Here is a 17,928-nt window from a genome sequence, read left to right on the forward strand (position 1 = left end):
CTTGCCAAAGCACACAATACTTAGCATTTAATTATAGCACGCGAAAAATGTTTTTCCAGTGCGCGCCATACCCTCAGAGCAAGGTTAGCGATTCACCAACTCGGCATCGCGCTCGCGTTCCAGCGCCCCCTGCTCCTGCATGATTTCGCGGTAGCGTACACCAATTTTCTCCGATGGCAAACCCGAGGCAAACAATTGCTGCAATTCCGCCTTCAAGGCATTCAATTTGATTTCGCGGATGGTGCTCACCAGCCACGACAATTCGCTGTCGTAATCGGATTCCGTGCCGGCCGCGATCTCGCCGATGATCTCGTCATATTCACTGCCCAGCTCCTTCAACTGCTGCGCCAGCGCGGCAAAACTGCCGTGCTCGCCCAATGCCTGGCCCACGGCCACCAGCTGCCCCAGGCTGTGCGCCGCGTCCGGCCCCAGATGCTGGAAGGCGGCCAGGGCGGCTTCGTCGATACGCATCGTCAGCGGCGGATGCGCCACCAGCATGCGCATGATCTTCAATTCCAGGCCGACAGGCACGGGACGTCCCGATTTCGGCGGCGCGCGGTGCGCCACGGCAACGGGCTTGGCCAGCTCGAACAGGGCTTCGATCTCGGCCGGCGTGGACTGCGTCAGTTGCGCCAGGCCGCGCACGATCTGCAGGCGCAGGGACGATGGCGCCATCAGCTGCAGTAGCGGCTTGGCGTCGAACTGCACGCGGGCGCGCCCTTCCGGTTCCGACAGATCATGCTCGCCCGACACTTCTTTCAGCAAAAATTGCGACAGCGGCATGGCTTCGTGCACTTGCTGTTCAAACCCCTCGGCGCCGAATTCGCGGATATAACTGTCCGGATCGTGTTCCGAGGGCAGGAACAGGAATTTGATCGTTTTATTGTCCGACACGTGGGCCAGACTCGCTTCCAGCGCGCGGCGGGCGGCGCGGCGGCCGGCCTTGTCGCCGTCGAAGCTGAAAATCACGTTATCGGTCTGGCGCAGCAGTTTTTGCACGTGGGTCGGCGTGCACGCCGTGCCCAGGGTCGCCACTGCCTGCGGGAAACCCATCTGCGCCAGCGCCACCACATCCATATAGCCCTCCGTCACCAGCACGTAGCCGGCGTCGCGGATGGCCTGGCGCGCCTCGAACAGACCATATAGTTCGAAACCCTTGGAAAACAAGGGGGTTTCCGGCGAGTTCAGGTATTTCGGTTCGCCATGGTCGAGCACGCGGCCGCCAAAGGCGATCACTTGCCCCTTGGTATTGCGGATCGGGAACATGATGCGTTCGCGGAAACGGTCATAGCGCTTGCGGTTGTTGCCTTCCTCATCGACCTTGTCGATCACAAGACCGGCCTCGGCCAGGGCTACCACGTCGTATTCAGGGAAGACGGAGCGCAGATTGTCCCAGCCGCCGGGCGCAAAACCCATGCCGAAGCGAGCGGCCACTTCGCCCGTCAAGCCCCGGTTCTTCAGGTAGGCGATGGCTTCGGGCGCGTGGCGCAATTGCCCCCGGTAATAATCGCACGCCTGCGTCATGGCGTCGGACAGGGCCAGGCTCTGCGCCTGGATCTGCGCGCGCTGGGCTGGCGGAATCTTGTCGTCCGCTTCAGGCACGACCATGCCCACGTTCTGCGCCAGGTCCTTGACGGCGTCGACAAAGCCCATGCCCGAGTACTCGATCAGGAAGCCGATCGAGGTGCCATGCGCGCCACAGCCGAAGCAATGATAGAACTGCTTGGTGGGGCTGACGGTAAAGCTGGGCGACTTTTCGCTGTGGAACGGGCACAAGCCCATGAAATTGGCGCCACCTTTTTTCAGTTGCACATAGCGCCCCACGACATCGACGATATCGACGCGGTTGAGCAAATCGGAAATGAAGGATTGAGGTATCACTGGCTAGGGCGGGTCTTGTTATAGGTCAGACTATACTACCGCACGTGGCCTGAGGTTGAGCCAGGTCAACGTGTGGGCTGTTAACAGGCTGCCAGCGCGACGGCTGGCAGCCCTTGCTACTATTTATGCTTACGCTGCCGGCGTCAAGGCTTTCTTGACCAGGGCGGACACCACCGTCATGTCGGCGCGGCCAGCCAGCTTCGGCTTGACGATGGCCATGACCTTGCCCATGTCTTGCGGACCGGCAGCGCCAGAGGCGGCCACGGCGGCAGCCACTTCGGCCGCCACTTCTTCGTCCGACAGGCCGGCAGGCATGTAGCCAATCAGGTGGACCAGCTCGGCTTTTTCGATGTCGGCCAGGTCGGCGCGGCCACCGGCTTCGAACTGGGTGATCGAATCCTTGCGCTGCTTGATCATCTTTTCCACGATGGCCGTCACGTGGGCATCCGTCAGCTCGATGCGCTCGTCGACTTCCTTGCGCTTGATTTCCGCCAGCAACAGGCGAATCGTGCCCAGCTTGCCCGCCTCCTTGGCGCGCATGGCGTTTTTCATGTCTTCGGTAATTTGTTCTTTCAAGCTCATGGCAATCCTCGTTGGTAAGTAGGTTCGTGCTCATGCACGGCTACCAACAGCGGGCCACAAAAGCGAAAACCCGCTGCGGCGAACCGGAGCGGGTATGCGACTCATCTGAAGTATCACTCCAGGCGAATCAAAACAAAACCCGTGGCGAGCAAGGCGCCGTACTACCCGGGTTGGTTCTGACTGAACAGTCTTAGAATAATTTTTTCGGCAGTTGTTGGCTGCGGATGCGTTTGTAATGACGCTTGACAGCAGCTGCCAGCTTGCGCTTGCGCTCAGCTGTTGGCTTTTCGTAGAATTCGCGAGCGCGCAATTCGGTCAGCAGACCCGTTTTTTCGATGGTGCGTTTGAAGCGACGCATTGCGACTTCGAACGGCTCGTTTTCTTTAAGGCGAATAGTGGTCATGTAAAATTCAAACCGTTGAGGTGGTGTATAGGAAGAGATAGATAGTAGCAGCTTTTATTCGGAAAGGGAAGCCCCTCCCCCACTTGCGTGCGGCATGCAGCCTGAGATTGCCGCCCGGCTGTGGCGTAAACCACGCACCGGGGTGGGCGCACGGGGCGCCAGAACCCCATCCTACAGACTTGCTTACTGCAAGGCAATACCTGCCGCCACGCCCGAAGCCCAGGCCCACTGGAAGTTGTAGCCGCCCAGCCAGCCCGTCACGTCGACCGATTCGCCGATGAAATACAGGCCCGGCACCTTATTGGCCATCATGGTCTGCTGCGACAGTTCGCGCGTGTCGATGCCGCCACGCGTCACTTCGGCCTTGCGGTAGCCTTCGGACCCGTTCGGCACGATGGACCAGGCATTGATGGCCAGCCCCAGCTTGCGCAGCTGCGCGTCGGGCATGTCGGCGATGCGCGCGTCCGGCGCCAGGCCGTTGACGGCCAGCAGGCAGTCGGCCAGGCGCTGCGGCAGCCATTGGGCGACGATATTGCCCAGCTGCTTCTTCAAGGTGCCCTTGCCTTCGATCAAGGTCTGCGCCACGTCCACTTCCGGCAACAGATTGATGACGATGGGCTCGCCCGGCAGCCAGTAGCTGGAAATCTGCAGGATCGCCGGGCCCGACAGGCCGCGGTGCGTGAACAGCAAATCTTCGCGGAAACGCGCGCCCGTCGCCTTGCGGCCTTTCAGGCTACCCGTTTCCACATCGACTTCCAGGGCGATGCCGGACAATTCCGCGAACGGCGCCCAGCTGGCTGCATCGAACGTCAGCGGCACCAGGGCCGGACGCGGTTCGACCATCGTCAAGTCGAATTGCTTGGCGATGCGGTAGGCAAAATCCGTGGCGCCGATCTTCGGGATCGACAGGCCGCCCGTGGCGATGACGATGCTGGCCGTCTCGATGTCGCCGCTATCGGTCTGCAGCACGAAGCCGCCATCCGCTTGCTGGACAACATTGTCGATCTTGCACGGCATGCGCCAGTGCACGCCGCCAGCGGCGCACTCGTCCTTGAGCATGTCGATGATCTGCTCGGCCGATTCATTGCAAAACAGCTGGCCCTTGTGCTTCTCGTGGTAGCCGATCCGGTATTTTTTCACGAGCGCGAGGAAATCCTGCGGCGTGTAGCGCGACAGCGCGCTCTTGCAGAAATGCGGGTTTTCCGAGAGGAAGTTCTGCGGGGTGGCGTTGATATTGGTGAAATTACACCGTCCACCACCCGAGATGCGGATCTTTTCGGCCAGCTTGGCCGCGTGATCGATCAACACCACGCGCTTGCCCTGCTGGGCGGCCACAGCCGCACACATCATGCCGGCCGCGCCCGCGCCGATCACTGCCACATCAAATTGTTTTGCCATAAAAATTCCGGTCACCGCTGATTACAAAGACGCCATTGTAAACTGCGGCGACGCGGCTAGCGCGGCCGTGCCGCAATCTGTCGCGATGCCGTCAAGCATTGCACCACCTGCTCGGCGATCGACGGCGGCACGGGCACCTCGCCGCGCAGCACGGCCGCGATCCAGGCCGCCGTAGTGGCCGCATCGCGCTCGGCTGGCAAATGCGGCAGCTCTTCCACCAGCAGTTGCTTTTCCACCAGCACCGTGCGTTCCACGCCATGGAACCAGTCGATCTGCTGCGCCTTGTTGGCGTTGGCCACCGTCTCGCCCTCCGTGCCACGCATGAGGAAAGCGTCGCCGCGCGCGGGATCTGAGGCGGTGAGGAAATATTCGCCGAGCATTTCCAGGTATTCCGGGTGCGTGTACGACACCAGCCGCAGGGCAGGACCGCCAAACGGCTGCATGATTTTCACCAGGGTGTGCGTGGAATTGCGCACGCCCAGCACGCGCCGCAGCGACAGCATCCAGGCCAGGCGCGGCGCCAGCGCTTCGATGGGCAGGAAGGCGGCCTCCCCGCGCACCATGGCGGCCTCGGCTTGCGCATGGTCCGTGGAAGCGGGCACGCCCAGCGCGGCCAGCACTTCGGCCGTCGTGATGCGGCCTGGATCGCTGGTCACGCCATGTACGAGCACGGGTGCGCCCGCGCGCGCCAGCAGCAGCGCCAGCAAGGCCGTCAGGTTGGCCATCTTGCGCGCGCCGTTGTAGCTGGGAATGATGATCGGGGCAAATTCGCCGGCCGGCGCGGCCAGCGGGGCAAATGACGCTTCGGCAGCGTCGAGGAAGCCCGCGATCTCGTCCACGGACTCGCCCTTGATGCGCATCGACAATAAAATGCCGCCCAGCTCCAGGTCCGACACGCGGCCCTCGAGCATGGCGCGGTACAGGGCGCAGGCGTCGTCACGCGTCATGCTGCGCGCGCCGTTCTTGCCGCGTCCTATTTCCTTGATGAAACGTGCTGCGGGGAATGGCTCACCGGCCACATCGGTATGGGGTATGGAAACAGTCGTCATGGTGCCAGCTTACACGGATTTTTCCCCTTGCAGAGGCGCTGGAAGACGCCATAGGCGCCGATGCAACAGTCTTTCAAGCTCTTTTTTGAATGAATCCGCATCGCGGCTGCATCCAAACGCGCCACCGCTGCGTATAAGACTGCACAGGGGGACTCATCATGGAACACGCGATCAGACGGGAAACGGCCTTCGTCGGCATCGAAACGAGCAAGCTGCTGCTGAAAGCCGTGCTGCTCTCGGGTAACGAAGTGCTGTGCAAAGTGCTGGAAAACGACGTGGCCGGCTACCGCTGGCTGCGCAGCTGGCTGCAAAGGAACGACGTTCCCGTCATCGGCTTGCGCGTCTGCATGCGCCTCGATATGCCATACAGCGAGGCACCCGCCCGCATGCTGGCCGACATGGGCATGGTGGTTTGCGATGCGCAGCCCGCGCAACTGGACGACTATCTGCGCGGCCAGGGCTTGCCCGATGACGCGGCGCACAGCGCCGTGGTGCTGGCCAACTACTGTGCGCACAGGCGTCCCGCGCGCTGGACGCCGCCCTCGCCCGCCTACGTGGAACTGCGGCTATGGCTGCGCCGCCTGCACGCCATCGAAGGCGTGCGCCAGCAGGAATCGGCGCGCCTGAATGTGCATCTGCAGGCTGGCCAGCATGCGCTGCACGCCCTGTTGCGCCAGCAGATCGCCTGCCTCGACGCGCAGATACGCCAGCACGAAAGCGCCATCCTCGAGCATGTGAAGCGCCATCCCGGCCTGCCCCGGCCGCCCGAGCTGGCCGGCAACTACCAGCGCATCGCCCGCTACAGCGTTGGCGCCAGCCTGGCCGGCGGCCATTGAACGCACAGGGGCCGGCAGCGTGCCGGCCCTGCCATAAAAACAACTGAAGCATTGCCGTTTTGCCCCCATCCCCGCCGCCAGGCCGCATTTCCGCTACACTATTGCCTCTTAAAGAACGCAATCGCGAAAGCCGAGCCAGAATCATGAATACGCCAGACATCGAAAATATCAACGTCACCTCTTTCGCGCCCATGCCGACACCGGCCGAACTGCACGCCAAGCTGCCCCTGTCGGAGAGCGCCTTCGACACCGTCAGCCGCGGCCGCGAAGCGCTGCGCAACATCATCGACCGCAAGGACCAGCGCCTGTTCGTCGTCGTCGGCCCATGCTCGATCCACGACCCCGTCGCCGGCCTCGATTACGCGCGCCGCCTGAAAGCGCTGCAAGAGGAAGTCAAGGACACGATGCTGCTGGTGATGCGCGTGTATTTCGAAAAACCGCGTACCACCACGGGCTGGAAAGGCTATATCAACGACCCGTACATGGACGACTCGTTCAAGGTCAATGAAGGCATGGAAAAGGCGCGCCAGTTCCTGCTCGACGTATGCGAACTGGGCCTGCCCACCGCCACCGAAGCGCTGGACCCGATCTCGCCGCAATACCTGGGCGACCTGATCGCCTGGACCGCCATCGGCGCGCGCACGACGGAATCGCAGACGCACCGCGAAATGTCGTCGGGCCTGTCGACGCCAGTCGGCTTCAAGAACGGCACCGATGGCGACATCAGCATCGCGGTAAACGCGATCTTGTCGTCGGCGCATCCGCACTCCTTCCTGGGCATCAATGGCGAAGGCAACGTCGCCATCGTGCGCACGCGCGGCAACGCGTATGGCCACGTCGTGCTGCGCGGCGGCGACGGCCGTCCGAACTACGATTCGGTGTCGATCGCCATCGCCGAACAGGCGCTGGCCAAGGCCAAGCTGCCGGCCAACCTGGTGGTCGATTGCTCGCATGCGAACAGCTACAAAAAGCCGGAGCTGCAACCGCTGGTGATGGGCGACGTGATCAACCAGATCCGCCAGGGCAACCGCTCGCTGGTGGGTGTGATGATCGAATCGAACATCGTTGGCGGCAACCAGAAGATCCCGCAAGACCTGTCGCAACTGACCTACGGCTGCTCCGTCACCGACGGCTGCATCGACTGGGACACGACGGCGACCATGCTGCGCGATGCGCATGCGCACCTGCTGAACCGCCCTGCGTAACTATCGTAGTTACTGCCAACAGTATTGTCGGATTACGCGCTTGCGCGCTAATCCGACCTACCCGGCCGGCCGCTTCAATGCGTAGGTCGGCTTAGCGCACAGCGCGTAAGCCGACACCACCACGAGACATATCACGCCATCTGCACATGCGGCAGCACGGCAAACGATCCCGCCAGCGCCTGTTCCGCCTTGCTGGCCGGGATATTCAATTCATTCATGTCCAGGTAGATGCGTCCGTCCAGGATGCGCACGGCGTACATACGCGCCAAGCCCTGCACGGGCGCCACCAGGCGGCCCGAATCGAGCTCGATGATCCAGCTGTTCTTCGGCCCCATCAGGTTTTTCTCCATCAGCACTCCCTGCGCGAGCGGGCCGCCCAGGCAAGGCACCGTGTCGAGCAGCGCGTACACCGTATCGTCAGCTGCGCGAAACAGCGCCACGCCCGGTAAATCCTGCCACGCCAGGCCCCGCTGCACCATGCGCGCGCCCGCCAGCGGCATGTCCTTCAGGCGGCAAATCATTTTCCATTGTTCCGACATCGCAAGCTCCCTCGAGAAAGGTACACGCTTGCATAAGCAAGAGCGGTGCCAGTGCCGGAGGGGCAAACTCCAAGGCGATATTCCGCTACCCAAGACCAGCATGCACCATCAGTGCGCAAAAATAGTCGGCGGCGGTGCATGGAAATAAATGCAATGCCAAAAACGAAAGACTATTCCAGTGTTATTTTGATAATTACATGTATTATTAGCATGCATTTTTAATACTTTCACTGAAAACTTCCCACTTCTCCAACAAAGAGGTTTATATGCATCCTTCCACACGACTTGCCGCAATCGGTTTCGCCGCCTTCCTGATGATGCCTGGCGCGCATGCGGCTCCTCCCGCCGATCTCGGCTCCATCACCATCAACTATCCGGCGGAAGTTCAATACTGGTTCGACAAACCTGCAAGTCCCACGCTCGTTTCCAGCACACCGGGAGCGGCTACCCTGGATTTCGGCGCGGGCTTGAACAAGTACAACTCGGTTCCCCTCCTAGGCACGCAATCATTCCAACTGACGGCAAAGCCTGGCTACAAGATCACCGGCTTCTCCTATTCATCGCAACTGTCCGGTCTATTGCAGGACAGCGAGGCGCCGCCAGGTTACAGCGGACAACCTGGCCATGCCACCAGCGTCGCCACGGCCTATCTGTCTGTGCGCGGCACAGATGGCAAGCAGCTCAGTCTCGTGGGAGCGAAGGAGGAAAATATCAATGGAAGCGGCCTGCTCAGCTTTAATACCGGCCTGCTGGATCTGCCTGATACTGTCAGCCTTAGCCTCGAAGGCAACCTGTTCCTCCAATTGGGCTATGGCTACTACTACAATGAGTTTGGCGACGAACGGAAAATATCATCGAGTGGCTGGCTGGGCGCCGAAAATTCCTTCCTGACTATCCATACCACCGCTCTGCCGGTACCAGAACCGTCGACCTGGATGATGCTGTTGGGCGGCCTGCTGCTGCCATGGGTCGTCAGCCGCCGTCAACGCGCGCGCGCTGCCTGATCACGCTTGAGCATGGGTGCAAATGCCACGCGGCGCTTGCACCCTGGAGCCTGCTGCCCGGCTTTCCTTTACAATGGCGGATTACTCCTCCCTATTTAGCACCTTCATGATTGTTCTTGGCGTCGAATCCTCCTGTGACGAAACCGGCCTGGCCTTGTACGACACGCAACGCGGCCTGCTGTCGCACGCCCTCTATTCGCAAGTCGCCATGCACGAGCAATATGGCGGCGTGGTGCCGGAACTGGCGTCGCGCGACCATATCCGCCGCGCCATCCCGCTGCTCGAAGAAACCCTGACCAGGGCCGGCATCGCCCTGCCCGAGATCGACGCCATCGCCTACACGCAAGGTCCTGGCCTGGCCGGCGCGCTGCTGGTCGGCTCCTCCGTTGCCTGCAGCCTGGGCCTGGCCATCAACAAGCCGGTGCTGGGCATCCACCACCTGGAAGGCCATCTGCTGTCGCCCTTGCTGGCGTCCGAACCGCCGGAATTCCCCTTCATTGCCCTGCTGGTGTCGGGCGGCCATACGCAGCTGATGCGCGTCGATGGCGTGGGCCAGTACACGATGCTGGGCGAAACGCTGGACGATGCTGCAGGCGAAGCGTTCGACAAGTCGGCCAAGCTGCTGGGACTCGGTTATCCGGGCGGCCCCGCCATTTCCCGCCTGGCCGAATTCGGCGACCCGCTCGCGTATAAACTGCCACGCCCGATGCTGCATTCGAAGGATTTCAACTTCAGTTTTTCCGGCCTGAAGACGGCCGTGCTGACGGTGGTGAAAAACCACGAAGAAAAAGTCATCGCGAATATCTGCGAACAGGACAAGGCGAACATCGCGCGCGGCTTCGTGGACGCCATCGTCGACGTGCTGACGGCCAAATGCGTATCGGCCCTCAAGCACACGGGCTTGAAACGCCTGGTGATCGCCGGCGGCGTGGGCGCCAACGCGCAACTGCGCGCCTCGCTCAACGCGGCTGCCGCCAAGAAGCGCTTCAAAGTGTATTACCCGGAGCTGGAATTCTGTACCGACAACGGCGCCATGATCGCCTTTGCCGGCGCCATGCGCCTGCAGATCAACCCCGACGCCGCCAAGCACGATTACTCGTTCAACGTGCGCCCGCGCTGGCCGCTGGACGAGATCCGGGAAGTCTGATCCTTAGAGGACAGTTGCGTCGCGCCCGTCCAGGGCCGTTCGTCGCCTCTTCCACGGAGTCTATCACTTCAGCAGGAAGTTCCGCCCCGCAGGGCCGCGCCCTTCTTCCACCGTTTCATCCTTCAATTCCACGCCCGACAGCTGCCTTGTAAACGCCTGCGACAGCAGGTAGTGCAGCCGGTACGCCGCCTGCGCATACGCCAGCCCCTCGGGGCGCACGTTCGAAATGCAGTTGCGGCGCTCGTCGAGCAAGCCCACTGCAGGTGCCCACGTCAGGTACAGGCCCAGGCTGTCCGGGGAACTCAAGCCCGGCCGCTCGCCGATCAGCACCAGCACGGCCTTCGCTTGCAACAGCTGCCCCACCTCGTCGCCAACGGCCACCCGTCCCTGCGCCACAATGTGCAGCGGCGACAGCGTCCACGCTTCCAGCGCCAGCCGTTCGCGCAGGGCGGCCAGGAACGGCGCCGCGTGACGCTGCACGGCCAGCGCCGACAGGCCATCAGCCGCCACCAAGGCCAGGTCGACTCCCGTGGCAGCGGCGGCCAGCCGCGCCCGTGAAGCGTCGTCGAGCCGGCGTCCCAGGTCGGGGCGTTGCAGGTAGTCGGCGCGCGTGGCGGCGGCGCTGTGCAGCTGCACGCAATCTTGCCCCTGCGCGGCGAGAACGCGCGCCAGGCCCTCGTCATCGAGCGCCAGATGCACGGCGTCGCGCGCCTGCGCGTGGGCCAGCTGGAACGCCAGCTGCGCCTTGGTCGGCACGCTCACGCCACGGCGTCCCAACGCGATGCGGGCGGCCGTATGCGCGCGCAGCGCTTGCCAAGGATAGTTTTCATCCATGCGTGCTCCCTAATCGTCCAGGCGCAGCAGGGCCGCCTGGAAGGCCGGCGCCAGCGCCGTGTTCAAACGGCCCTGCCCATCCGTGATCTGCATGCGCGCCAGCCAGGCCGCGAATTCCGGCGCAGGGCGCAAGCCCAGCACCCGGCGCGCATACAGGGCGTCGTGGAACGAGGTGCTCTGGTAGCCGAGCATGATGTCGTCCGCGCCCGGCACGCCCATGATGAAATTGCAGCCGGCCACGCCCAGCATGGTCAGCAAGGCGTCCATGTCGTCCTGGTCCGCTTCCGCATGGTTGGTGTAGCACACGTCGCAGCCCATGGGCAGCCCAAGCAGCTTGGCGCAGAAATGGTCTTCCAGCCCCGCGCGCATGATCTGCTTGCCGTCGTACAGGTATTCGGGGCCGATGAAGCCCACGACGGAATTGACCAGCAGCGGCTGATACGCGCGCGCCACCGCATATGCGCGCGCTTCGCACGTCTGCTGATCCATGCCGTAATGGGCGCCGGCCGACAGCGCGCTGCCCTGCCCCGTCTCGAAATACATGACGTTGTTGCCCACCGTGCCGCGCCCCAGCGACAGGGCCGCCGCCCGGCCCTCGGCCAGCAGCGCCAGGTCGATGCCGAAGCTGCGGTTGGCCACCTGCGTGCCCGCCACCGACTGGAACACCAGGTCGACGGGCGCGCCGCGGCGGATCGCCTCGATGGTATTGGTAATGTGCGTGAGCACGCACGACTGCGTGGGAATCCGATATTGGTCGATGACGGCGTCGAGCAGGTGCAGCAGCGAGACCACCTGCGCCACATTGTCAGTGGCGGGATTGATGCCGATCACGGCGTCGCCGCTGCCCAGCAATAGGCCATCGAGAATGGAGGCGGCAATCCCCGTGGCGTCGTCCGTCGGGTGGTTCGGCTGCAGCCGCGTGGACAAGCGGTTTTCCAGTCCCAGGGTATTGCGAAAGGCCGTGACGACCCGGCACTTGCGCGCCACCAGCACCAGGTCCTGCAGGCGCATGATTTTCGAGACGGCGGCCGCCATTTCCGGCGTGATGCCGGCGGCCACTTGCGACAGCGTTTGCGTATCCGTCGCGTCATCGAGCAGCCAGTCGCGAAAGTCGCCCACGCACAGGTGCGCAATGGAGGCAAACGCGGAGCGGTCATGACTATCGATGATCAGGCGAGTGACCTCGTCCTCCTCGTACGGCACCAGCGCCTCGCTGAGGAATAGCGATAGCGGCACGTCGGCCAGCGCCAGCTGCGCCGCCACCCGCTCCCGCGCGCTGGCGGCCGCTACGCCGGCCAGCACGTCGCCCGAACGCAGCGGCGTGGCCTTGGCCAGCAGCTCCTTCAGGCTGGCGAACGCATAGGTGTGGCTGTCTATCGTATGGCTGAAGCGGGGCATGGTCGGTTCCTGATGGCCCCATTCCCCGCGGGGCTGTCTCCTCAGCATGCCCCATTCTACGCTCAGAACGGCGGCTACAGGCTGCGCAGCGCCCCTTCCAGCTGCGGATAGCGGAAGGCAAAGCCGTCGGCCAGCAAGCGGCGCGGCGCGACCCGCTGGCCTTCGACCAGCAAATCGGCTTGCTCGCCCAGCAAGGCTTGCATGACGAAGGCCGGCGTGGGCATGAAGCTGGGGCGGTGCAGCACGGCGCCCGCCACCTGGGCGAAGCGGCGCTGCGCTATGGCTTCCGGCGCGCAGAAGTTGTATGCGCCGCTCACCGCCTGTTCTTCGCTGCGGCGCGCCAGATGGGCGATGCCGCGGATCACGTCGCGCACATGCACCCACGTGACCCATTGCTTGCCGCTGCCCAGCGGGCCGCCCACGCCGAAGCGGATCGGCAGCAGCATTTGCGGCAGCGAACCCTGGTGACCGAAGACGAGGCCAAAGCGCATGCAGCCCACCTGCACGCCAAATTTCTCCGCCTGGCGCGCGGCCGCTTCCCACTCCTGGCATAGCTGCGACATGAAGATGGCTTGCGGCGCGCTCTCCTCCGTCAATTCCGTGTCGTCGCCCTGCGGCTGCACACCGTAGTAGCCGATGGCAGACGCCGACAGCAGCACCCGTGGCTTGTGCTGCGCGCGGGCGATCCACGCCACCAGCTCCTGCGTCAGCGCGACTCTGCTGCGGCGCAAGGCCGCCTTGCGCGCATCCGTCCAGCGCCGCCCGACGATGCGCGCGCCGGCCAGGTTGACGACCATGTCGATACGCTGCGCATCCGCCAATTCGTCGAACGACTGGATGCAGCGCACCTGGCCATCAAAGGTCCACGCGGCCTGCTTCGGCTGGCGCGTCAGCACCGTCACGGCATGGCCATCGGCCAGCAAGGCGGCAACCAGTTGCTGGCCGATGAAACCCGTGGCGCCCGTTACCAGCACGGATTGCGGCGTGGCGGCAAAGCGCAGCGGTTCCTCTTGCTCTGCTGTCTCTTGCACCTTGCGCCGTCCCAGCTGCCACACGGCATACGCGTCACGCAGGCCGGACAAGCCCACGCCCACGCCGCACAGGGCGAGGAAGACGCTGAGCCAGCCATACGGCTGCCACACGAGGGCCGTCGGCAAGCTCGCCCATTCGCTGCTGTTCAGGGCCAGCAGGGCGATGAAGGCGCCCGCGTTAATCGCCAGCACCGTGTGCGTGACCCGCTCCGTGGCGGGCAAGAGGCGCGTCTGGTCCTCCACGACGAAGTCCCACAAGGTCAGCACGATTTCCACGCCAAACACGATGACCAGCACCCAGGCCCAGGCACCATGCCACTCCCACGCGGCCAGGCCCACGAACAGCAGGCTGTAGATCAGGGCGCGCGTCGCATGGATCGTCAATTCAAGTCGCGCGGACGCCTTTTGCGGCAGCGCCTCCGTGATTTCATGGTGGTAGATGGTGTCGAAGGCGCCCAGGCAGCCTTGCGCCGCCATCAGTTGCAGGGCCAGCAGATGCGTATTCATGGTGTCTCCTTCATTTCCGGTGCGGCGGACTCGCGGAACACGCCCGCCTGCGTGAACGTGGTGCCGAACAGCGCGTGGCGAATTTCGATGCGGATGTTGAACTGCTGCGGCGTTTCATTGCGGTGGCACAGAAAGGTTTTTCCGGGCGTGAGCACGCCGGGCAGCGGCATGCGCCAGCCGAAAAGATCCCAAAAATAGCCGTCGCTGGTGAAGTGCAGGTTGCCGTCTTCGACGTGCAGCACCAGCTTCATGCCCAGGCCCATGCCCACGTATTCGAGCACTTCGCCCTTTGCGCTTTCCGCCATGTAGGAGGTGAAGCGGATCGGCGCGCGGCCATGCAGGCGGTAGGTGCGCTGCTTGAAAATGAACGGGCAGCCGGGGCGCGAATAGACTTCGATATCGACGGGAAAATCGTGATCGTCATGCGGAATCAGGGCGCCGTCGATGAAGGGGCGCGTGAGCCAGCCGAGGAATTTTCCCAGGCGCGAGCTGCTGAGTTCACTGAGCTCGCCCCGGTAATACAGGGGCTGGCCCGGTGCGGGATTTTTCTCGAAGCGGCGGCGGATATCGGGGTGCAGCGTGAGCCACTGCGCGCCCATCACTTTCTTGAACAGTTCTCCTTCCGAAGGGCCGTTCATGATTTTGCGCGCTTGCCAGGTTTGTCTTCCGGGCTGAGGAACTTGGCCACCTTGCCGCCCATCGACAGCATGCGCTGCAGGGTTGCCGGCGGCAAGTTTTTGTAATCGCTATAGGTGCTGCTGAGCATTTCCAGAAACGCCAGCACTTCGCCCATGCGCTCGAGCGTGGCCGGTGGAATGGCCGCATCGTGCTCGCCCTCGATCGCGCATTCGCGCAGCACCGTCAGGGTGGGATCGATCTCGCGCCGCTTGCGCTCTTCCATGATGACGCGGAAGATTTCCCACACATCCTGCAGGGCGACGAAATGGTCGCGCCGGTCCCCCATCACGTGCGTACTGCGCGCCAGGCCCCAGCTTTGCAATTCCTTCAGGCTGTTGCTGACGTTGGACCTGGCCACGTTCAGGCTGGCCGCGATGTCTTCCGCCGTCAGCGGTTCATTCGCCAGGAACAGCAGCGCGTGGATTTGCGCCACCGTGCGGTTGACGCCCCAGCGCGTGCCCATTTCACCCCAGTGCAAAATGTACTTCTGCGTGGTCGGACTCAGTTCCATGATTTTCTCTTATTTCTGTCGTTACAGAAATGTAAGACGGAACGGAAACCGAGTCAAGCACGATTCGTCAGGTGCGGGTGGGCGGCTGGCCCATGGCGCGCAGGAACTGCTGCTGCGACTCTTGCAGCTGGCCATAACCAAGTTCGCGGTACACGAGGCCGTGGCGCGGCGCCAGTTCGGCCAGAATGCGCGCCAGCGCCGGGTAGTGGCGGTGGTTCCAGGTGGGGAACAGGTGATGCGTGAGGTGCAGGTTCAAGCCGCCCAGCCAATAGCCTAGCCAGCGCAGCGCGCGCGGTTTCGGCGTCCAGTCGCAGGCCGTATAAAACGTGTGCTGGTACCAGTCGTGCGGCAAGGTGCCGTCCGCGCCCGGCTGGAAGAATTCCACTTCGGCCCAGTGGGTGCCGAGGATCAGCGCCACCAGCGCGCACGAGGCGATCATCTGGCCCAGGAAATACGCGCCCAGCACCACGCCCCAACCTATTCCATGCTGCTGCAGCACCCACATGGGCAGCGCCAGCACCAGCGCCACGTGGCCCAGCTTCCAGCCGAGGAATGACAACCAGCCGCGCCAGCCCTGCAAGCGGCTATGCGCGGCCACGGGCGTCTTGCCGAAGCGGTCCAGCCAGTCGCCATACCAGTTCAGATACGGCAGCGACAGGGCCGCCACCACGGGCCAGTACAGGTATTGATAGCGGTACTGGGGCGACCAGATTTGGTACGGCGTCTGGCGCAGGAAGGGGTTCGGCTCCGTGTCGAGGTCATAGCCTTCCACGTTCGCATACGTGTGATGGAAGTGCACGTGGCGGATGGTCCAGAAATCCGTGTCCACGCCCACGGGCAAGCCCACCAGGCGTATCAGCACGCGGTTCAGGAATCCCCGGCGGAAGACGGCGCTGTGGGCCGCGTCGTGCAGGGTATTCATGGCCAGCGCCATGGCCGCGACCAGGCAAGCGACATAGCTGGCAACAAACGGCCAGGTACTGCCGGCATTCAGCGCCAGCGCATACAGGCCCACCGTCAGCGCGGCCAGGAAGACGGTTTTCGCATGCAGGCGCGCGTCGCCGAAGCGGTGCGTTCCTTCATCCGCCAGGTAGGCGTCGGCGCGGGCGCGCAATTCGCGGCGGAAGGCGGAATCGCGGGCGGGCTGGAAGCGCAGGGGCGGCAGCGAAGGTACAGGCTGCGTCACGCGCGCGTCCCCGCTGCCGCAGGCCACCACAGGCGGCGCGCGCCATCGAGGCCATGCGCCAGCAGCGCGGCCAGGAAGACCATGCCCCACACGTCGCGCGCGCCATACCAGCCCAGGTACAGGGCCGGCATGACCAGCGCGATGACGACCCAGGCGATGGCTCCCCAGCGGCGCGCGTCGGACAGGCCGCCCAGCGCCAGGGTGCCGCCGAAGATCAGCGCGAACAGGATCGCCTGCTGCGCGCCAGCCAGCACCGCTTCGTGGTTGACGTAATAGATCACGAGACCAAACAGGATCACGCCGCCGATGCCGATGAACAGCTCGGGCACGTGGAAGGTGCCGCGCGACTGCCAGTGGGGGAAACGCGCGCGCAGCCATGTAAATAGTTTGCCGTTGCTGGCCAGCAGCGGGTTGTGCGTGGGTGTCATGCCCTTCACGCCATAGCGCATTTCCACGCCCTCGAGTTCGGGCTGGAAGCTGCCAAACAGCCTGTCCCACAGCAGCAGGGTGCCGCCGAAATTGCGGTTGATGTAGCGTTTATCGGTGCCGTGGTGCACGCGGTGGTGCGAGGGCGTGACCATGAAACGATCGAGGATGCCGGATTTGTTCACCAGCGCATTGTGGTTATAGAACTGCACCGTGTAATGCAGCGACGAGACGACGAGGAAGATTTCCAGCGGCACGCCCAGCACGGCCAGGATGGCGATGAAGGGGAAATTCGTCAGCGACGAATACCAGGAATTGCGCACGCCCAGCGACAGGTTGAAATGCTCGCCCTGGTGGTGCACGACGTGCACGGCCCACAGCAAAGGAATCTTGTGGTGCAGCCGGTGCATCCAGTAAAAGCACAGGTCCCAGGCAAAAAACGCGAATATCCATTGCGCCACCACGGGCCACTGGTCAACGACGTGCAGGTTCGCATGGCGCAGCAGCAGGGCGAAGGCCGCCACTTCCACGCCGCGGAACACCCACATCAGGATGTGGCCGGAATTGAGATTGAAGATCACGTCCTTCCACGGCACGGGCGTCTTGCGTACCCATTTGAGTATCAGCAGTTCGGCCAGCACGAAGGCCAGCATGATCAGGAACGACAGGGCAAATGGATTCATCATGGTGCGGTGTTGATGGAAACGGCGCGGCGGGCAGCCAAGGATACCTGCATTTTCGCCAGCATGCCGCCGGCGATGCCAACAAACAGGCCGGCGGCCAGGTCGATGCTCACGTGCCGGCGCAGCGCGATGATGGCGTAGCAGATAGCCACGCCCAGCACCACGGCCAGCGCGGAACGAACCAGGTGGCGTTTGTCGCACAGGGCCCATACGCACAGCAGGGTCAGGGCGCCGTGCAGCGACGGCAGGCAGTTTTGCGTGGAATCCGCCGCCTGCAGCATGCGCAGCGCCTGCGTGCTCCACGCATTGCCCTCGCCCACGGGCGGGTAGGCGAGCGTGGTCGGATACAGAAGGAAGACCACGCCGCACAGGACGGCGGAAAGCGCCATGGCGCGCGCCAGCCAGCGCACGCGGACCGCATCGGCCGCCAGGTAGGTGTACGGGATCAGGATGAAGAAGGACAGGTACAGCCAGATGGCAGAGTCGCTGTAGGGGATGGCGCGGTCGATGGCCGTTTCGGGCAGCAGTACCCCCTGCCCTTGCAGCAAGTCGCTGGAAAAATACACGAGGCCGACGCTGCCCCAGCCGGCCAGCAGGTGCAGCAGGCGGGAATACAGCGTCATGGTGTCT

Annotated in this window: 18 protein-coding genes; 4 read left to right on the forward strand and 14 right to left on the reverse strand. The window is 63.5% G+C overall.

Annotated features, from left to right (window positions below):
* Window positions 1-84: 84 nt before the first annotated feature.
* The 5 genes from dnaG to ybiB form a co-directional block, all read right to left on the reverse strand.
* Window positions 85-1,881: a DNA primase gene (dnaG, locus tag AC4BCN_RS25125; RefSeq protein ID WP_034746977.1), complete on the reverse strand. Its 1,797-nt coding sequence runs from the start codon at window positions 1,879-1,881 to the stop codon at window positions 85-87.
* A gap of 129 nt (window positions 1,882-2,010) precedes the next feature.
* The gene (locus AC4BCN_RS25130) at window positions 2,011-2,463 is read right to left on the reverse strand and encodes a GatB/YqeY domain-containing protein (protein WP_070287781.1); all 453 of its coding nucleotides are present in this window, start codon (window positions 2,461-2,463) and stop codon (window positions 2,011-2,013) included.
* A 190-nt stretch (window positions 2,464-2,653) separates the two neighbouring features.
* The gene (gene rpsU, locus AC4BCN_RS25135; RefSeq protein ID WP_008451879.1) at window positions 2,654-2,866 is read right to left on the reverse strand and encodes a 30S ribosomal protein S21; all 213 of its coding nucleotides are present in this window, start codon (window positions 2,864-2,866) and stop codon (window positions 2,654-2,656) included.
* Between the two features lie 183 nt (window positions 2,867-3,049).
* A complete protein-coding gene (locus tag AC4BCN_RS25140) occupies window positions 3,050-4,264 on the reverse strand; it encodes a BaiN/RdsA family NAD(P)/FAD-dependent oxidoreductase (protein WP_338679652.1) in 1,215 nt (404 codons plus the stop codon).
* A 56-nt stretch (window positions 4,265-4,320) separates the two neighbouring features.
* Entirely contained in the window at window positions 4,321-5,313 is a 993-nt protein-coding gene (ybiB, locus tag AC4BCN_RS25145; protein ID WP_490492013.1) for a DNA-binding protein YbiB, read from the reverse strand.
* 158 nt (window positions 5,314-5,471) lie between these two features.
* On the opposite strand from ybiB, the gene AC4BCN_RS25150 reads away from it, so the two are divergent.
* Together AC4BCN_RS25150 and AC4BCN_RS25155 are read left to right on the forward strand one after the other, a co-directional pair.
* Entirely contained in the window at window positions 5,472-6,149 is a 678-nt protein-coding gene (locus tag AC4BCN_RS25150; protein WP_490492014.1) for a hypothetical protein, read from the forward strand.
* Between the two features lie 143 nt (window positions 6,150-6,292).
* Window positions 6,293-7,354 (forward strand): 3-deoxy-7-phosphoheptulonate synthase, encoded by a 1,062-nt coding sequence (locus AC4BCN_RS25155; RefSeq protein ID WP_290603517.1) that lies wholly within the window; start codon window positions 6,293-6,295, stop codon window positions 7,352-7,354.
* Between the two features lie 131 nt (window positions 7,355-7,485).
* Here AC4BCN_RS25155 and AC4BCN_RS25160 read toward each other — a convergent pair whose 3' ends face one another.
* Complete coding sequence (locus tag AC4BCN_RS25160) at window positions 7,486-7,893, reverse strand: nitrite reductase (NAD(P)H) small subunit (protein WP_338679655.1); 408 nt, start codon at window positions 7,891-7,893, stop codon at window positions 7,486-7,488.
* A 266-nt stretch (window positions 7,894-8,159) separates the two neighbouring features.
* Between AC4BCN_RS25160 and AC4BCN_RS25165 the strand changes: the two genes are divergently transcribed.
* Both AC4BCN_RS25165 and tsaD read left to right on the forward strand, forming a co-directional pair.
* Window positions 8,160-8,897 carry a PEP-CTERM sorting domain-containing protein gene (locus AC4BCN_RS25165; protein WP_338679656.1) on the forward strand — a complete coding sequence of 246 codons (738 nt, stop codon included), beginning with the start codon at window positions 8,160-8,162 and terminating at the stop codon, window positions 8,895-8,897.
* 106 nt (window positions 8,898-9,003) lie between these two features.
* Window positions 9,004-10,044, forward strand: a complete 1,041-nt coding sequence (gene tsaD / locus AC4BCN_RS25170; RefSeq protein WP_490492015.1) for a tRNA (adenosine(37)-N6)-threonylcarbamoyltransferase complex transferase subunit TsaD — start codon at window positions 9,004-9,006, stop codon at window positions 10,042-10,044.
* A gap of 63 nt (window positions 10,045-10,107) precedes the next feature.
* Here the strand turns inward: tsaD and eutC are convergent, their stop codons facing one another.
* From eutC to AC4BCN_RS25210, 8 genes are all read right to left on the reverse strand, one after another.
* Window positions 10,108-10,878: an ethanolamine ammonia-lyase subunit EutC gene (gene eutC / locus AC4BCN_RS25175; protein ID WP_490492016.1), complete on the reverse strand. Its 771-nt coding sequence runs from the start codon at window positions 10,876-10,878 to the stop codon at window positions 10,108-10,110.
* Window positions 10,879-10,887: 9 nt separating this feature from the next.
* Window positions 10,888-12,276 (reverse strand): ethanolamine ammonia-lyase subunit EutB, encoded by a 1,389-nt coding sequence (locus AC4BCN_RS25180; protein WP_490492017.1) that lies wholly within the window; start codon window positions 12,274-12,276, stop codon window positions 10,888-10,890.
* A 74-nt stretch (window positions 12,277-12,350) separates the two neighbouring features.
* Window positions 12,351-13,814: a TIGR01777 family oxidoreductase gene (locus AC4BCN_RS25185; protein WP_490492018.1), complete on the reverse strand. Its 1,464-nt coding sequence runs from the start codon at window positions 13,812-13,814 to the stop codon at window positions 12,351-12,353.
* A complete protein-coding gene (locus tag AC4BCN_RS25190; RefSeq protein WP_456150960.1) occupies window positions 13,811-14,452 on the reverse strand; it encodes a DUF4166 domain-containing protein in 642 nt (213 codons plus the stop codon). Before AC4BCN_RS25190 ends, AC4BCN_RS25185 begins: the two co-directional genes overlap by 4 nt.
* Window positions 14,449-15,003: a GbsR/MarR family transcriptional regulator gene (locus AC4BCN_RS25195; RefSeq protein ID WP_034746943.1), complete on the reverse strand. Its 555-nt coding sequence runs from the start codon at window positions 15,001-15,003 to the stop codon at window positions 14,449-14,451. Before AC4BCN_RS25195 ends, AC4BCN_RS25190 begins: the two co-directional genes overlap by 4 nt.
* Before the next feature lie 67 nt (window positions 15,004-15,070).
* On the reverse strand, window positions 15,071-16,189 hold the full coding sequence (locus AC4BCN_RS25200; RefSeq protein WP_490492019.1) for a fatty acid desaturase family protein: 1,119 nt from the start codon (window positions 16,187-16,189) through the stop codon (window positions 15,071-15,073).
* A complete protein-coding gene (locus AC4BCN_RS25205; protein WP_490492020.1) occupies window positions 16,186-17,301 on the reverse strand; it encodes a sterol desaturase family protein in 1,116 nt (371 codons plus the stop codon). Before AC4BCN_RS25205 ends, AC4BCN_RS25200 begins: the two co-directional genes overlap by 4 nt.
* Window positions 17,298-17,921 (reverse strand): phosphatase PAP2 family protein, encoded by a 624-nt coding sequence (locus AC4BCN_RS25210; protein WP_490492021.1) that lies wholly within the window; start codon window positions 17,919-17,921, stop codon window positions 17,298-17,300. Before AC4BCN_RS25210 ends, AC4BCN_RS25205 begins: the two co-directional genes overlap by 4 nt.
* Window positions 17,922-17,928 lie beyond the last annotated feature (7 nt).

This window comes from Janthinobacterium sp. Bl 1, assembly GCF_058215535.1.

Bases quoted from the DNA above. Each gene is read 5' to 3' on its own strand.
- AC4BCN_RS25130 (WP_070287781.1), bottom strand. From the start codon at position 2,463: ATGAGCTTGAAAGAACAAATTACCGAAGACATGAAAAACGCCATGCGC.
- rpsU (WP_008451879.1), bottom strand. From the start codon at position 2,866: ATGACCACTATTCGCCTTAAAGAAAACGAGCCGTTCGAAGTCGCAATG.
- AC4BCN_RS25140 (WP_338679652.1), bottom strand. From the start codon at position 4,264: ATGGCAAAACAATTTGATGTGGCAGTGATCGGCGCGGGCGCGGCCGGC.
- ybiB (WP_490492013.1), bottom strand. From the start codon at position 5,313: ATGACGACTGTTTCCATACCCCATACCGATGTGGCCGGTGAGCCATTC.
- AC4BCN_RS25150 (WP_490492014.1), top strand. From the start codon at position 5,472: ATGGAACACGCGATCAGACGGGAAACGGCCTTCGTCGGCATCGAAACG.
- AC4BCN_RS25155 (WP_290603517.1), top strand. From the start codon at position 6,293: ATGAATACGCCAGACATCGAAAATATCAACGTCACCTCTTTCGCGCCC.
- AC4BCN_RS25160 (WP_338679655.1), bottom strand. From the start codon at position 7,893: ATGTCGGAACAATGGAAAATGATTTGCCGCCTGAAGGACATGCCGCTG.
- AC4BCN_RS25165 (WP_338679656.1), top strand. From the start codon at position 8,160: ATGCATCCTTCCACACGACTTGCCGCAATCGGTTTCGCCGCCTTCCTG.
- tsaD (WP_490492015.1), top strand. From the start codon at position 9,004: ATGATTGTTCTTGGCGTCGAATCCTCCTGTGACGAAACCGGCCTGGCC.
- eutC (WP_490492016.1), bottom strand. From the start codon at position 10,878: ATGGATGAAAACTATCCTTGGCAAGCGCTGCGCGCGCATACGGCCGCC.
- AC4BCN_RS25180 (WP_490492017.1), bottom strand. From the start codon at position 12,276: ATGCCCCGCTTCAGCCATACGATAGACAGCCACACCTATGCGTTCGCC.
- AC4BCN_RS25185 (WP_490492018.1), bottom strand. From the start codon at position 13,814: ATGAATACGCATCTGCTGGCCCTGCAACTGATGGCGGCGCAAGGCTGC.
- AC4BCN_RS25190 (WP_456150960.1), bottom strand. From the start codon at position 14,452: ATGAACGGCCCTTCGGAAGGAGAACTGTTCAAGAAAGTGATGGGCGCG.
- AC4BCN_RS25195 (WP_034746943.1), bottom strand. From the start codon at position 15,003: ATGGAACTGAGTCCGACCACGCAGAAGTACATTTTGCACTGGGGTGAA.
- AC4BCN_RS25205 (WP_490492020.1), bottom strand. From the start codon at position 17,301: ATGATGAATCCATTTGCCCTGTCGTTCCTGATCATGCTGGCCTTCGTG.
- AC4BCN_RS25210 (WP_490492021.1), bottom strand. From the start codon at position 17,921: ATGACGCTGTATTCCCGCCTGCTGCACCTGCTGGCCGGCTGGGGCAGC.